We start from the raw sequence: 12,958 nt of genomic DNA, 5'->3' as shown, positions 1-12,958 counted from the left end.
TCCAAGAGGACAGTCCCGCTGTCCTCTTCTCGTCACTGCCGATGTCGCCCCGTAACGCACTGCGACTGACAGTATCTCCGTGTCGGCAGGCACCCCGACACTGCCCCCTGCTGCCGGCGGGGCCGCGATGACGGACAGCTTCGAGCCCCATCACGGCCCCGCCCACCAAGTTCCGGCCCGCGAACCGCACTTAGCGTCGACACGCCTGGCAATCAAGGCTTTGCCGGACTACTCGCGAGGAACCCGGTAGGAATTTCCTTGGACGGGTGGCCAGAGGAGACGTCGGAGGGGTCACGGTTTCACGAAAAAGGGCCAATTCGGACTTACCCTTTGGTGCGGGGTTGCATATTGTGATGACAGCAGCGTGCGCACGCTGACACAGCGGACTGCATGGCTGCGACTGGACCTTTGATGGGAGGCCAGCCATGCCACAGCCGTTGCGCGACCTCGACCCCGATGCCTCCCGGCTTGCCCGGTTCGGTGCGCGTCTGCGCGCCTACCGCACCCAGGCCGGTATGGCACAGTCCCAGCTCGGCCGCACCGTTCACGTCAGCGGCACCCTGATCGCGAAGATGGAACGCGCCGAGCGGCGACCGCAGCCCGACGTCGCGCGCCGTCTCGACGACGTGCTCGGCGCCGAGGGCGAACTGGTGCGGCTGGCGACCGCGGCCCTGGAGTTCGACCTGGCCGAACGCCGCATCGAGGCCCGGCCCCGGCGGCTGGACACCGGGCTCGGCCTGGTCACCGCCGACGGCCCGGGCATCGGCGCCCTGCACCGGCTGGCCGACCTGTACGACCTGCCCGACGACGGCCCGGTCCGGGATGTCGGCGCATTACGTTCCGCCACACACACTCTCATCGACGAACGGCTCAACTCGGAGTACCGGCAACTGCTCAGCACCCTGCCCGCCCTGATCCCCGAGCTGACCCGGGCCCTGGAGAAGCAGCGCACCGACGAGGAACGCCAGCGGGTGGCCCGCATGCTGGTCCAGGCCTGGCGCGCCGCCGACGCGGTGGCGGCCAAGCTCGGGCTGCACGACCTGTCCGGCCGGCTCATTCACATCATGGGCTGGGCCGCGGGGCAGACCGGCGAGCCGTTCAGCGTGGCCGCCACCTCGTACGTGCGCGCCGAGTCGTTCTTCCTCGGCCGCGAGCCACGGGCCGGGCGCGTCATGCTGGAGCGTGCGGCCGACGCGGTGAAGGCGCGCGACCACGGCCGCCCGGAGGAGATGCTGGCGCAGTACGGCTCCCTGCACATGCGGGCCGCGATCGCCGCCGCCCGGGCCGGACTCCCGGAGAAGGCCTGGGACCACCTGGACGAGGCCCGGACCACCGCCGCCCAGGTCCCCGAGGGCATCTGGGCCGGCACCGCGTTCGGCCCGGAGTCGGTGCGCATCCACGAGGTGTCCACCGCCGTCGAGCTGGACGCCCCGCAGGTGGCGCTCGACACGGCCGAGGGCTGGGCACCCCCGGAGACGCTGCCGGCCGAGCGCCGGTCGCACTTCTACGTCGACCTGGCCCGCGCCCAGTTCGCGATCGGGCGTCACGACGACGTTCTGGAGACGCTGCGCTCCGCGCAGCGGATCGCTCCCCAGAACGTGCGCGTGGACCCTGACGTGCACAGCACCCTCACCGCTCTGGCCGGCACCAGCCCGGTGCGGGCCGCGGCGGTGGAGGGCTTCACCCGTGAGGTACTGGCTCCGGCCCGGCCGGTTCCCGCGGTCCGAGCAACGGTCCGAGCAACGCGGGCAGTTCCGTCAGCGACCCGAGCACCCAGTCCACCGTCCGCTTGACCTCCTCGTCGTCCGCCCACAGGTGCCCCCACGGGCCGCGCCGCACCAGTGCGGCCCGAAAACCCTGAGCCCGAGCGGGAATCGCATCGAAATCGCGATGATCGCCGACATACAGAATCTCGTCCCGATCGCCGGGGGCCCACCCGGCGAGCCAGTCGAAGTAGGCCGGTGACGGCTTGATCAGCCCGAGCTCACCCGACACCGTCACCGCGTCGGCCGGCAGGTCGAGCGCGCGCAGCAGCTCTCCCGTCCGGGCCGACTGGTTGCCCGACACACCCACCCAGTAACCGGCCTCCCGCAGCGCCGCGAGCGCAGGCCTCACGTCCGGGTAGAGGTCGGTCTCGCTGATGTTCTCCCCGCATCCGGCCTCTTCCCGACGCTGTCGTTCCGCCGGCAGGTCGAAGCCCGGGCGGAAGTACTCGAAGGTCTCACCGTTGTCGCGGCCGTCCCACACCACGGCCCCCATCACGGCGGAGAAGGTGTGCCGGGGCACACCGATCCAGTCCGCCCACCGGCCCCACTCCGACGTGTCGTCCAGAAGCGTCTCGCCGACGTCGAACACCACTGAACGGATCATGTTGCTCGTTCCTCCCAGGTTGTTGCCGCTGTTTCCACCGAGCCCACCGAGCCTTGGATCTGCCGGTGGGACAGCATTGCCCGCCCACAAAGGTGCAATGAGGACATTCGTCCTGTCCTCATCGAACAGATGACTTCGCCCATCATCCGTATGACCCTGGTGATGTGGCCGAGCAAACGGGGGTCGGCCACCTAGATCGGCGAGGCCAGCGGTTGGGGACCATCACCCGTCGCTGGTCTCGCCCTCCCAGGAGTCCTTCGCGCCGGGGTTCCTGGTGGCCGAGTTCAAGGGATTGCTCGTCGCGAGGGGGCTGATCACGAGCATGAACGAAGGTCGCGCGAACAGTCAGGCCGAGATGGAGATGCGGGCCGAGCTGCTGGGCCGCGAGCTGCGCAGCCGGGGGCTGGCGCTGCTGGACATCAGCGAAGACGTCATCGAACCCGACGTGCTGGTGGTCTACCTGCACGCCAATGCCGACCAGTGGCAAGACGGAACGGCCGGCCGGATGATCCGGGCGCTGCCCGGCATCGTCGCGGTGACCCCGAGCGAGCAGTCGCCGGCCATTCTCCGGGTCCAGGTCGCCCGGGGGCAGCCTTCCCGCGGCGGTCTGCACCGCTCGGACCGCTGGGTGGACTGGGTAGATCACGGCCACTCCCAGCGCAAGAGCCGGCACCGGCACTGACACGGCTGTTGCTCAGCTGTGCAGCTCGGGCGATCCGGTCACCTTCATGTTCTCCCCATTAGCGGACGCCGCACCACCGGTCTCCCGGATCCCGAACCAGACGGTGAGCGTCAGGAGGGCGAGCAGGAAGAAGCCGCTCATCAGGGCGGCCATCGGCAGCAGGGTGTCGTAGCCGATCAGGCCGGTCAGCGGCGTCACGGCCGCACCGCAGAAGAACGCCAGACCGCCCTGGAGGGCGGCGGCCGTGCCCCGGGCCCGGCGACCGGCCTCCTGGCCGAGCGCGGTGGCGGAGGGGATGGTCAGGCCCATCCCGCCGACCAGCACCGACAGCAGCACCCAGACGATCGCCAGCGGGGGCGGTGAGCCCGCCACCCGCTCGGCCCCGGCGCACGCCAGCACCCCGACGGCGGCGGAGGTCGAGACGGCCATCCCGATGACGCGCAGCCGGGCCGGTGACACCCGGCCGATCGCGAACCGGAAGAGCATGCTGGTGGCGGCCATCGCGCAGGCGTTCACGGCGAACACCAGCGCATAGGTGCTCTCGGAGATGCCGTAGACCTCCTGGAGCACGAACGACGAGCCCCCGATGTAGGTGAAGAACCCGCAGATGGTCAGGCACTGCAGGCAGACGTGGCGCATGAACGACCACTCGCCGCCCAGGTCGCGCATCCGGCGGACCGCCGCGCCGAGACCACCGCCGTGGCGCTGCTCCGGCGGCAGGGTCTCGGGCAGGCCCAGCCCGGCGGCCAGGATCATCAGGACCCCGAAGAACGTGAGGACGACGAATACGGTGCGCCAGTCGCCCACCGTGAGGATCAGCCCGCCCGCGGCCGGGGCCAGCACCGGCCCCAGGAAGACGATGGACGCGAGCGTGCCGTAGCGCCGGGCAGCCTCCGCCGGCGGATAGGCGTCGCCCACCACGGCCCGGCCGATCGCGATGCCGGAGCCCGCCGCCAGCCCCTGCACGAGCCGGGCCGCCACCAGCAGCGCACCGGTCGGCGCCACCGCGCACAGCGCCGAGGCCAGGGTGAACACGATCGCCCCGCCCACCAGCAGCCGGCGCCGCCCCCGGCCGTCACTGACCGGGCCGAACAGGATCTGGCCGGCGGCCATGCCGACGATGAACGCGGTGAGGGTCAGCTGCGCGACCGCGGCCGAGGTGTCCAGCGAGTCCTGCACCGCGGGCAGGGCGGCCACGTAGGAGTCGGTGGCGATCGGGCCGACCCCGGTGACGACGACCAGGGCCACGGTGGACGGAACGGCGGCGACACGAAGAAGGGAAGAGGGGCGCGGCACCGGACGAATCTACCGAACGCCCTGGACGGGGACGATGCAGCAGCGGTTCACCGGTGGAACATCGCTGTCCAGAACCTGGTCACGGATTCTGGTGACATGGCGCATTCCCTCGCGGTCGGGCTGTTCCGCGTCCCACCCGGGTCGTCGGACCAGCTGCGCCGCCGGGCCCGCATCGAGATAGCCCTGTGCGCCGGCTCCGAGGGGTACGCCCTGCTGGACACCTTCGACCTGGACGACAGCCTGCGGGCCGAGGACGAGACCCTTCAGGTCGTGAGGGCCCTCGGCGAGCGGCATCCGCTGCACGCGCTGATCGTGGCCGGGCCGGTGCAGCGGGAGGGGATCGACGACCTGGCCGACGACCTGCGGCTGATCACGGTGCGGGTGCCCACCACCCGGCTCTGAGTACTACGGTTACGCAACTACGGAACCTCGGACGGTGATTGATCCGCACCTGCGGTTATGCTCACGAACGTGACCAGGTTCCGGATCCGGCAGGCCGCCGAGTTGCTCGGCGTCAGTGACGACACCATGCGCCGGTGGGCCGATTCCGGGCGCCTGCCCACGACGACCGACGACTCCGGGCGCCGCGCGGTGGAGGGCGCCGACCTGGCGGTGTTCGCCGAGAAACTGGCGGCCGAGACCCCGGGCCCCGACCAGGACGGCCTCGGCCTCTCCTCGGCGCGCAACCGGTTCACCGGGCTCGTCACCCGAGTGGTGCGTGACACCGTGATGGCCCAGGTCGAGATCCAGGCCGGGCCGTTCCGCGTAGTCAGCCTGATGAGCCGCGAGGCCGCCGACGAGCTGGGCCTGCAGCCCGGTTCGCTCGCCGTGGCCTCGATCAAGTCGACGAACGTCGTGGTCGAGGTCCCCGACCCGTCCTGACCCAACCTCTCGATTCCCGGAGAAAACTCTTGCGCAGAAACACGTTCAGCGCGGTCGCCGTGCTGGCCGCCGCCACCCTGTCCCTCGCCGCCTGCGGCGGGTCGTCGTCCTCGGGCACGCCGTCGGCGTCGTCGTCCTCGGGTCCGTCCGGTGAGATCACCGTGTTCGCGGCCGCCTCCCTGACCGGTTCGTTCACCAACCTGGGCAAGGCCTTCGAGGCCGAGAACCCAGGCACGAAAGTCACTTTCAGCTTCGGTCCGAGCTCCGGACTGGCCGAGCAGATCGACCAGGGCGCCCCGGCCGACGTGTTCGCCTCGGCCGCCACGAAGAACATGGACCAGGTCGTCGAGGCCGGAAATGCCTCCAACCCGGTTGCCTTCGCGAACAACACGATGGAGATCGCGGTCCCGGCCGACAACCCGGCCGGAGTCGACTCCCTCGACGACCTGACGAACAAGGACGTCAAGGTGGTGCTCTGCGCGCAGGACGTGCCCTGTGGCGTGAGCGCCCGTGCGGTGTTCAAGAACGCCGGTATCACCGTCACCCCGGTCAGCAACGAGGTCGACGTGAAGTCCACCCTGTCGAAGATCACGCTGGGCGAGGCGGACGCGGGCCTGGTCTACGTCACCGACGTCAAGGCCGCGGGCGACAAGGTCTCGGGCATCGAGATCCCGGCCGACGACAACGCCACCACCACCTACCCGATCGCCTCCCTCAAGAACAGCAAGAACGCCGACCTGGCCCAGGCTTTCGTCGACTACGTGCTCTCCGACAAGGGCACGGCCGAACTGGGGACAGCCGGCTTCAGCAAGCCCTGACCCCGATCTCGACCCACAACCCCCACAACCCCTTGTTCGTGATCATGCAAAACCTCCCCGGAGTTCTAGAACTCCTCCTCGAAGAGTTCTAGAACACTGGGGAGGTTTTGCATGATCACGGTGAAAAGAGAGTGGCGGGAAAGAGAAAGGAGGAAGGGGACGCATGATGGCCCTCGACCGCGGCGACCGGCCCGGCCGCCGGGACCGGGATCTGCGGATCACCACGCGGACGCCGTGGCCGATGATGCTGCCCGCGCTGGTCGCGGTGCTGTTCCTGCTGCTGCCGCTGGCCGGGCTTCTGGTCCGGGCCCCCTGGACCGATCTGCCGCAGTTGCTGTCCGAGCCGGAAGCGTTTCAGGCGCTGCGTCTCTCGCTGGTCTGTGCGACGGCGGCGACCGGCCTGTCGTTGTTCTTCGGCATCCCACTGGCCTGGATCCTGGCGCGGAGCCGACGGCCGGGGATCAGTGTGCTGCGGGCCCTGGTGACGCTGCCGCTGGTGCTGCCGCCGGTGGTCGGCGGTGTGGCCCTGCTGGTGGCGCTCGGCCGGCGCGGACTGGTGGGGCGGTACCTGGACGAATGGTTCGGCTACTCGCTGCCGTTCACCACCACCGCCGTGATCCTGGCCGAGACCTTCGTCGCCATGCCCTTTCTCGTGATCACGGTGGAGGGCGCGCTGCGCACCGCGAATCAAGGGCTGGAAGAGGCCGCGGCCACGCTCGGGTCGAAGCCGTTCGCCACGTTCCGCCGGGTCACGCTGCCACTGATCGCGCCCAGCCTGGTCGCGGGCAGCGTGCTGACCTGGGCCCGGGCGCTGGGTGAGTTCGGCGCCACCATCACCTTCGCCGGCAACTTCCCCGGCACCACCCAGACCATGCCGCTGAAGATCTACCTGCTGATCCAGAACGACCCGGACGCCGGCATCGCCCTGAGCCTGGTGATGCTACTGGTCTCGGTGGCCGCGCTGGCCCTCCTGCGTGATCGCTGGCTCAGCAGTGGAGCACGGTTGTGACCGGCGCGAGCCCGCCCGAGGCGACAGTCGGCGCGTCCACCATCGGACTGGACGCGAACATCGTGGTGGGCCGCGAGGACTTCGAACTGCGCGCGCAGGTGCGCGTCGGGCCGGGCGAGGTGCTGGCCGTGCTCGGGCCCAACGGGGCCGGGAAGACCACCCTGCTGCGGGCTCTCGCCGGGCTGCTGGCCCTGCGCGAGGGGCACGTCGAGGTCGGGGGCGCGCGCTGGGACGACCCGGCGGCGAACCTGTTCGTGCCCACCACCGATCGCCGCGTCGGGCTGGTGTTCCAGGACTACCGGCTGTTCCCGCACCTGTCGGTGCTCGACAACGTGGCGTTCGCGGCCCGCGCCCGCGGGGCCCGCCGGGGCGTGGCCCGCACCGGCGCCGCGCAGGTGCTGGAGCGGCTCGGCCTGGATTCCCTGGCCGCGCGCCGCCCGGACCAGCTCTCCGGTGGGCAGGCCCAGCGGGTGGCACTGGCCCGGGCCCTGGCCAGCGAACCCGCCATGGTGCTGCTCGACGAGCCGCTGGCCGCGCTGGACGCCCGCACCCGCCTGGAGATCCGCACCGAGCTGCGCCGGCACCTGAGCGCCTTCGCGGGGCCGAGCATCGTGGTCACCCACGACCCGCTGGAGGCGCTGGTGCTGGCCGACCGCATCCTGGTGCTGGAGGAGGGCCGCATCGCCCAGACCGGGACGCCCTCGGAGGTGGCCCGGCGGCCGGTCACCGAATACGTGGCCCGGCTGATGGGTCTCAACCTTTACAGCGGGTGCCTGGCCGGTCCGGGACGCATCGTGCTGGACGGCGGGGGCGAGCTGCGGACCGCGACCCGCAGTGTCGAGGATCTGGCCGAGGGCTCCCGGGTTCTGGCCGTGCTCTCCCCCGGCGCCATCTCCCTGCATCTGGGTGAACTGCCCCAGGGCTCGCCCCGCAACGTCTGGACCGGCACGGTGAGTGGGGTCGAGCTGCTCACCGACCGGGTGCGGGTGGCCGTGACCGGCGCTCCCGACGCACTGGTGGACGTCACCGCGGCGGCGGTCGCCGAGCTCCAGCTGTCACCCGGTCAGGAGGTGCGCCTGTCGGCCAAGGCGACCGAGGTCACCGCCTACCCGGCTCCCTGACCGCTTCCCCGCCCGCCCGCGTCCTCACCTCGTCCCAACTGCGGACATGACCGGGTGCATCCGGACACCTACAGAAACCCGGTCCCCACCGAAGCGGGCCGCGTCAACTACCCTGACTGACCGGTCAGTAGAGTCCAGGGCCCCGCCCACCTGCCGATTGGGCGAATGGGCCGACAGCGTCGAACATGGTGGACGCCGGTCGGTAATTCAAGATCGTACGGACGCGGCGGGATCACGAGACCTGATGGGCGGGATGAGGGACGGGATGCAGGAGGGACCGGATCACGACCACCTCCCGGGCGAACAGCCGGACGACCGCCTCATGCCGCCTGGCCAGAGGGGCCGCCTGGACCGCCCGGTGCGCCACTACGGACCCGTTCCCAAGGTCCGGGACCGCGACACCTGGTCGATGAGCTTCGGCGGGGCGACGAAGAGCGACGAGAGCTTCGTGGTCACGCTGGGCGAGCTGGAGCAGCTGCCGAAGTCCTCGCTGACGGCCGACATGCACTGCGCCGGCAAGTTCACCACCCTCGACAACCGGTGGGAGGGCGTGCTGGCCCGCGACGTCGTCGAGGCCTACCCGCCCCTGCCCGGGATCACCAACGTCATCGTCTACGGGCAGTACGGCTACAGCGCCAACGTGCGGCTGGACGACCTGATCGCCGACAACGCCATCCTCGCGACCCGCCAGGACGGGACCGACCTGGCGCCCGAACACGGTTACCCCGTTCGGCTGATCATTCCGCACCTGTACTCGTGGAAGGGCCCGAAGTGGTTCCGCGGCTGGGAGTACCTGCTGCAGCCGCGCCGGGGCTTCTGGGAGGAACGCGGGTACCACCTGCGCGGGCAGGTGTGGGCCGAGGAGCGCTGGTCGTACCAGGAGACCCATCCGGGGCGCCTGCCGTCGCAGTCACCCGGCTCCGAGGGGCCGGGCGGGCAGGACGTCGAGGGCTGAACTGCCTTTCAGGACGATGTGATCGACACGGTGCGGGTCTGGCGGTACGTCTCGCGAGGTCCCCGGCGGCGCCACACGGCCTGGCCGATCAGCCAGAGCACGACCGAGATCGTCACCACCACGGGGACGAGCAGATCGGCCTCGGTGAGGCCGTGCTCGTACGAGAAGGTGTAGAGGATCACGCCCTCGCGCACATGGCTCACCTGGAGCCACACGTAACTGGTGACGCCGAGCGCGAGGACGCCGATCAGGGTCGGGATCAGGCGCCGGGTCAGGGCCAGGCCCACCCCGGCCGCGATCAGGGCGATGCACGACCAGCGCATGGCCGGCTCTGCCGCCAGGACCGACATCGCGTGGTCGAACGTGGCGTGGAACTGCTCGGGGTTGCGCGGCATCACGCCGAGCACCCGGCTCGCTATCAGGTGGAGTTCCACGATCGGCCTCCGCTGCGGGGTTGCTGGGAGTTAGGCGGATCGGCGATGACCCCTGGAGTCCTGGTGAACCCATCATCGACGAGGACGGCGGAACACGCCAAGGTGACCGGTACCCGACGTGCCGATGGCGGGGAGGTAATCGACCGGGACCGGGCGGCGCTGTAGAGGCGCCGCCGGTCAGAACCCGAATCCATCGCCGAACCCGTCTCCGAACCCGTCTCCGAAGCCGCCCGGGCCACCGGGGCCGCCTGGACCACCTGGGCCACCGCCGAAGCCGTGGCCGCCGAAGCCGTGGCCGTGACCGCCGAAGCCGTGGTCGCCGAAGAGGGCATCGAGCACCAGCATCGACCCGATACCCGCGGCGCCGGCGACCATGGCCGTCTTCCACCAGGGCCGGCTGTACCAGCCGGCCGGCACGGTCCGGCCCTGCACCTGGCCGCCGGGGTAGTAGTACGGGGTCGCGTTGCCGGGACCGGACGAGGCCACGTACTCCTCGTTGTTGACGGTGACCCGGCGGGTGCCCTCGACCGTCGGGACCGCGCTCTCCTGCGGCACCGCCGGACCGGGGTCGAGACCGAGCGCGGTCCGGGCCGAGCGCAGGTAGTGCAGACCCTCGATTGCGGTGCGGCCGGCGAGCTGGATCTGTTTGGCCGAGACCGCCTCGGCCAGCTGACGGCGGGCGGAGGCGTGCCGTTCGCCGGCCTCGGCCATCGACTGCCGGGCCGCGGCGTTGGTGCCGTCGTTCGTGCCCTCCAGCGCGGTGATGCCGCCACCGAGACGTTCCACCCAGTGCGAGGCCTCGGCGCGGGCGTCGGAGAGGTCCGGGCCGGCGGTCGGGGTGTAGCCGTAGGTGGGCGTGCCGTAGTCGGGCTGCTGGTTGGGCTGGTCGGGTCGGTCGGGCTGGTAGCGCGGTTGGTAACCGTTCTGCGGGTCGACCGGGCGGCCCTGGGCCGGTACCGGCGTGCGCCGGTTCATGAACCAGCCCACCGCACCGGCGATGAGCAACGCGGTGAAGATGAACATCAGCATGAGTGAAGGTTCGCCCGGACAACCGGGCGCCCGCCCCGAACAGCCTGGGAAGCGGCTGGGACCGGCCCTGCGCCAGGAGGGGACCCAGAGCCATCCCTTCGTCCGTGATCATGCAATCCCCCAGCCTTCGGCCGGGAGGTGCCCCCACTTCCGTGGGGAAAGGTTGCATGATCACGAACGGAGAGCGGGACGACCGTTCCCAGCCGTCCAGCTACCTCGATCACCTCAGCTGTCTGGTCGCCGCCCTGGTTCTGGGCATGGCTCCTGGCCGGGTGCTCCGGTCGACGTGACCGGGGCACCCAGCGCAGGTTCGGCTACCCGGCCAGGTAGTGCTCCACGCGGGCCGCGAGTTCTTCCGAACCCTCGACCCGCACCGGTTTGCTCGCCGTCATCACGCGGATGCGACGGGCGATGGCGCGGGTACGGGCCGAGCGGACGCCCGACATCGCATCCAGCGCCTGGGACCAGGTCACGACGGCCTGGTCGTGTCGGCCGAGCCGGGCCTGGACATCACCCAGGTCGCCCAGGGTGATGGCGTGGGCCCGCGCGAACTTCGACCGCTGCCGGATCTGGACCGCCCGCTCGAAAGCCTCGAGCGCGCCCCGCAGGTCTCCGAAGTCACGCAGCACGCAACCGCTCTGGTGAGCCAGCGAGGCCTCACCGACGAAGAACACCCGGTCGGGCTCGATGTCGGACGCCGAGGCCGAGGCCAGTTCCGCCTCCGCCTGTTTGACCGCCACCGTAGCGGCCTGCCGGTCACCCGCCATGGCGAGCGCCCGGGCCTGCCCCAGACAGAGCAGAGCCCGTTCCCGGGGTACGGCCCGCCGGTAGCGCTCACCGTTGACCGAGGCCGCGGCCAGGTCGAGTGCCCGCTCGGGCTGGCCGAGGTCGAGCACCTGCCGGGACATGGCCCGCAGGGCGAACCCGGCGAGCGGTGCGTCGTCCGCCTCGGCGGCCAGCTTGACCGCGATCGAGTAGGCCCACTGCGCCGTCGGGTGTTCTGCGTCGTCGTACGACATCCACCCGGCCAGGCACGCGAGTTCCCCGGCCGCGGCGAACATCTGCCGCCGCACCGAGTCGTCGGTGAACCGGCCGTTCAGGAACGCGGACACGTCGGAGGTGAGGTACTGCAGCACCGCTGTCCGGGCGTGACCACCGCCCCGGCGCTGGTCGACACGGCTGAAGAACGAGACGGTCTCCTGCACCGCCTCGACATCGCTGCGCCCGACCGCGAGAAGGCCGCCCGGTGGCTCGGTGGCGTTCTGCCCCCGGGCCTCCTGCCAGCTCGTCTCCCAGCTCTCGGGCGGAGCGCAGGCCAGGGACGGCGCGACCGAGGGCGCACCGCCTTCCGGCACCGAGTCGACCGCACGCAGCTGGACCAGAGGGTCGGTCAGCCAGTCGTGGACGGCCACACCTCTCGGACTGCCCTGGACCCCGGCACCACCCAGCGCGATCGGTCCTGTCACCGGAGCCACCGGTGAGAGGTCCGAGGGCGCGCCGGGACGCCGCCTGGGCCGGATCCGGCCGGGCACCGTCGTGCGGTCGCGCACCGAGGTACGCGCCACACGGCCGGCCGCATCGGCCAGGTTCTGGTTGGCACGGGCAGCCCGGACCGAACGTCCGGGACCCACCGCCCTCGTCACCGGGGACACCGGAGCCACCGGTGCCGGTGAGGAGGGCGATTTCTCCACCGTGCCACGCCGTCTGCCCGCGGCGGCCCTTGCGGCCGTACCCGCCTGGATCAGCAGCCGGAATCTCTCGGCACTGGCCCGGTCTGCCCGGGCCAGGGCGGTGTCGAGCACCGCCTGTAGTTCTGGCATCGGTTCGATGTCAGCACCACGTGCCTCCCACTTGCTCACCGTGCGGGTGCCGACACCGAGATATTCGGCAAATCCCACCACGGTCATTCTCAGAGCCCGACGCAAAGCCCACGCCTCATGCCCTGTCCAGCGTTCCACCGTCATCACGATGACCCCCGTCAATCGCGCAAATATGGTCCGCCGACACCTACTGCGCGTGCAGCAATTGTCAGCATAGGCGCGAATTCACCGCTTTCTCCAGAGGCTGACGAGATTGATTTGCAAGTGCACTGTGGGTGCAGTACCCCTGCGTATCTCCACGCACACCCGACGCACACTTGCACTGCAGCGTGCCATTTCAGGCCAGAATTCGTGCGCACATTTCTGAAAAATTTCCACCGCACCATCAGGAGTGCGAGCATCCAGCATTCCATACTCCGGGATTTGCCTTGACCGAAATACCTACTCCGGCATCGGTCGAACGGATTGCCGCAAGGCCGGTCCCGGCCATTCGGCGTCGATAGCATGAAGACCGTTCAGCGATGGACAGATGCCCGACACTG

14 protein-coding genes and 1 pseudogene are annotated in these 12,958 nt (G+C 70.5%); 10 read left to right on the top strand and 5 right to left on the bottom strand.

What is annotated here, in order from left to right:
* Positions 1 to 425: 425 nt before the first annotated feature.
* Positions 426 to 1,793 (top strand): helix-turn-helix domain-containing protein, encoded by a 1,368-nt coding sequence (locus LR393_RS00945; RefSeq protein ID WP_231480918.1) that lies wholly within the window; start codon positions 426 to 428, stop codon positions 1,791 to 1,793.
* On the opposite strand, the gene LR393_RS00940 is transcribed toward LR393_RS00945, so the two are convergent.
* Positions 1,681 to 2,370 (bottom strand): HAD family hydrolase, encoded by a 690-nt coding sequence (locus LR393_RS00940; protein ID WP_231480917.1) that lies wholly within the window; start codon positions 2,368 to 2,370, stop codon positions 1,681 to 1,683. The genes LR393_RS00945 and LR393_RS00940 overlap by 113 nt on opposite strands.
* Positions 2,371 to 2,692: 322 nt before the next feature.
* Here LR393_RS00940 and LR393_RS00935 point away from each other — a divergent pair, with 322 nt between their 5' ends.
* Positions 2,693 to 3,052 carry a hypothetical protein gene (locus LR393_RS00935; protein WP_231480916.1) on the top strand — a complete coding sequence of 120 codons (360 nt, stop codon included), beginning with the start codon at positions 2,693 to 2,695 and terminating at the stop codon, positions 3,050 to 3,052.
* 12 nt (positions 3,053 to 3,064) lie between these two features.
* Here LR393_RS00935 and LR393_RS00930 read toward each other — a convergent pair whose 3' ends face one another.
* Complete coding sequence (locus LR393_RS00930) at positions 3,065 to 4,348, bottom strand: multidrug effflux MFS transporter (protein ID WP_231480915.1); 1,284 nt, start codon at positions 4,346 to 4,348, stop codon at positions 3,065 to 3,067.
* A 96-nt stretch (positions 4,349 to 4,444) separates the two neighbouring features.
* Between LR393_RS00930 and LR393_RS00925 the strand changes: the two genes are divergently transcribed.
* The 7 genes and pseudogenes from LR393_RS00925 to LR393_RS00900 all read left to right on the top strand — a co-directional run bounded on the left by LR393_RS00925 (position 4,445) and on the right by LR393_RS00900 (position 9,133).
* Positions 4,445 to 4,750 carry a hypothetical protein gene (locus LR393_RS00925; protein WP_231480914.1) on the top strand — a complete coding sequence of 102 codons (306 nt, stop codon included), beginning with the start codon at positions 4,445 to 4,447 and terminating at the stop codon, positions 4,748 to 4,750.
* 69 nt (positions 4,751 to 4,819) lie between these two features.
* A complete protein-coding gene (locus tag LR393_RS00920) occupies positions 4,820 to 5,230 on the top strand; it encodes a TOBE domain-containing protein (protein WP_231480913.1) in 411 nt (136 codons plus the stop codon).
* Positions 5,231 to 5,259: 29 nt separating this feature from the next.
* A complete protein-coding gene (gene modA, locus LR393_RS00915; RefSeq protein ID WP_231480912.1) occupies positions 5,260 to 6,048 on the top strand; it encodes a molybdate ABC transporter substrate-binding protein in 789 nt (262 codons plus the stop codon).
* A 163-nt stretch (positions 6,049 to 6,211) separates the two neighbouring features.
* Complete coding sequence (locus tag LR393_RS00910; RefSeq protein WP_231480911.1) at positions 6,212 to 7,057, top strand: ABC transporter permease; 846 nt, start codon at positions 6,212 to 6,214, stop codon at positions 7,055 to 7,057.
* A 104-nt stretch (positions 7,058 to 7,161) separates the two neighbouring features.
* A pseudogene (locus tag LR393_RS36865) lies at positions 7,162 to 7,578 on the top strand (ATP-binding cassette domain-containing protein); the annotation flags it as partial.
* Entirely contained in the window at positions 7,564 to 8,178 is a 615-nt protein-coding gene (locus LR393_RS36860) for a TOBE domain-containing protein (RefSeq protein WP_407937284.1), read from the top strand. The pseudogene LR393_RS36865 and the gene LR393_RS36860, both read left to right, overlap by 15 nt.
* A 265-nt stretch (positions 8,179 to 8,443) precedes the next feature.
* On the top strand, positions 8,444 to 9,133 hold the full coding sequence (locus tag LR393_RS00900) for a molybdopterin-dependent oxidoreductase (RefSeq protein WP_231480909.1): 690 nt from the start codon (positions 8,444 to 8,446) through the stop codon (positions 9,131 to 9,133).
* Between the two features lie 8 nt (positions 9,134 to 9,141).
* On the opposite strand, the gene LR393_RS00895 is transcribed toward LR393_RS00900, so the two are convergent.
* On the bottom strand, positions 9,142 to 9,567 hold the full coding sequence (locus LR393_RS00895; RefSeq protein WP_231480908.1) for a hypothetical protein: 426 nt from the start codon (positions 9,565 to 9,567) through the stop codon (positions 9,142 to 9,144).
* A 177-nt stretch (positions 9,568 to 9,744) separates the two neighbouring features.
* Positions 9,745 to 10,596, bottom strand: coding sequence for a DUF1542 domain-containing protein (locus tag LR393_RS00890; protein WP_231480907.1), 852 nt, complete (start codon positions 10,594 to 10,596; stop codon positions 9,745 to 9,747).
* Between the two features lie 167 nt (positions 10,597 to 10,763).
* Between LR393_RS00890 and LR393_RS34830 the strand changes: the two genes are divergently transcribed.
* Positions 10,764 to 10,886, top strand: coding sequence for a hypothetical protein (locus tag LR393_RS34830; protein ID WP_269326451.1), 123 nt, complete (start codon positions 10,764 to 10,766; stop codon positions 10,884 to 10,886).
* Between the two features lie 24 nt (positions 10,887 to 10,910).
* On the opposite strand, the gene LR393_RS00885 is transcribed toward LR393_RS34830, so the two are convergent.
* The gene (locus tag LR393_RS00885; RefSeq protein ID WP_231480906.1) at positions 10,911 to 12,416 is read right to left on the bottom strand and encodes a tetratricopeptide repeat protein; all 1,506 of its coding nucleotides are present in this window, start codon (positions 12,414 to 12,416) and stop codon (positions 10,911 to 10,913) included.
* Positions 12,417 to 12,958 lie beyond the last annotated feature (542 nt).

The organism is Kineosporia mesophila (assembly GCF_021129235.1).
Classification (GTDB): Bacteria; Actinomycetota; Actinomycetes; order Actinomycetales; family Kineosporiaceae; genus Kineosporia; species Kineosporia mesophila.
This window is presented reverse-complemented; position numbering and strand designations above follow the sequence as displayed.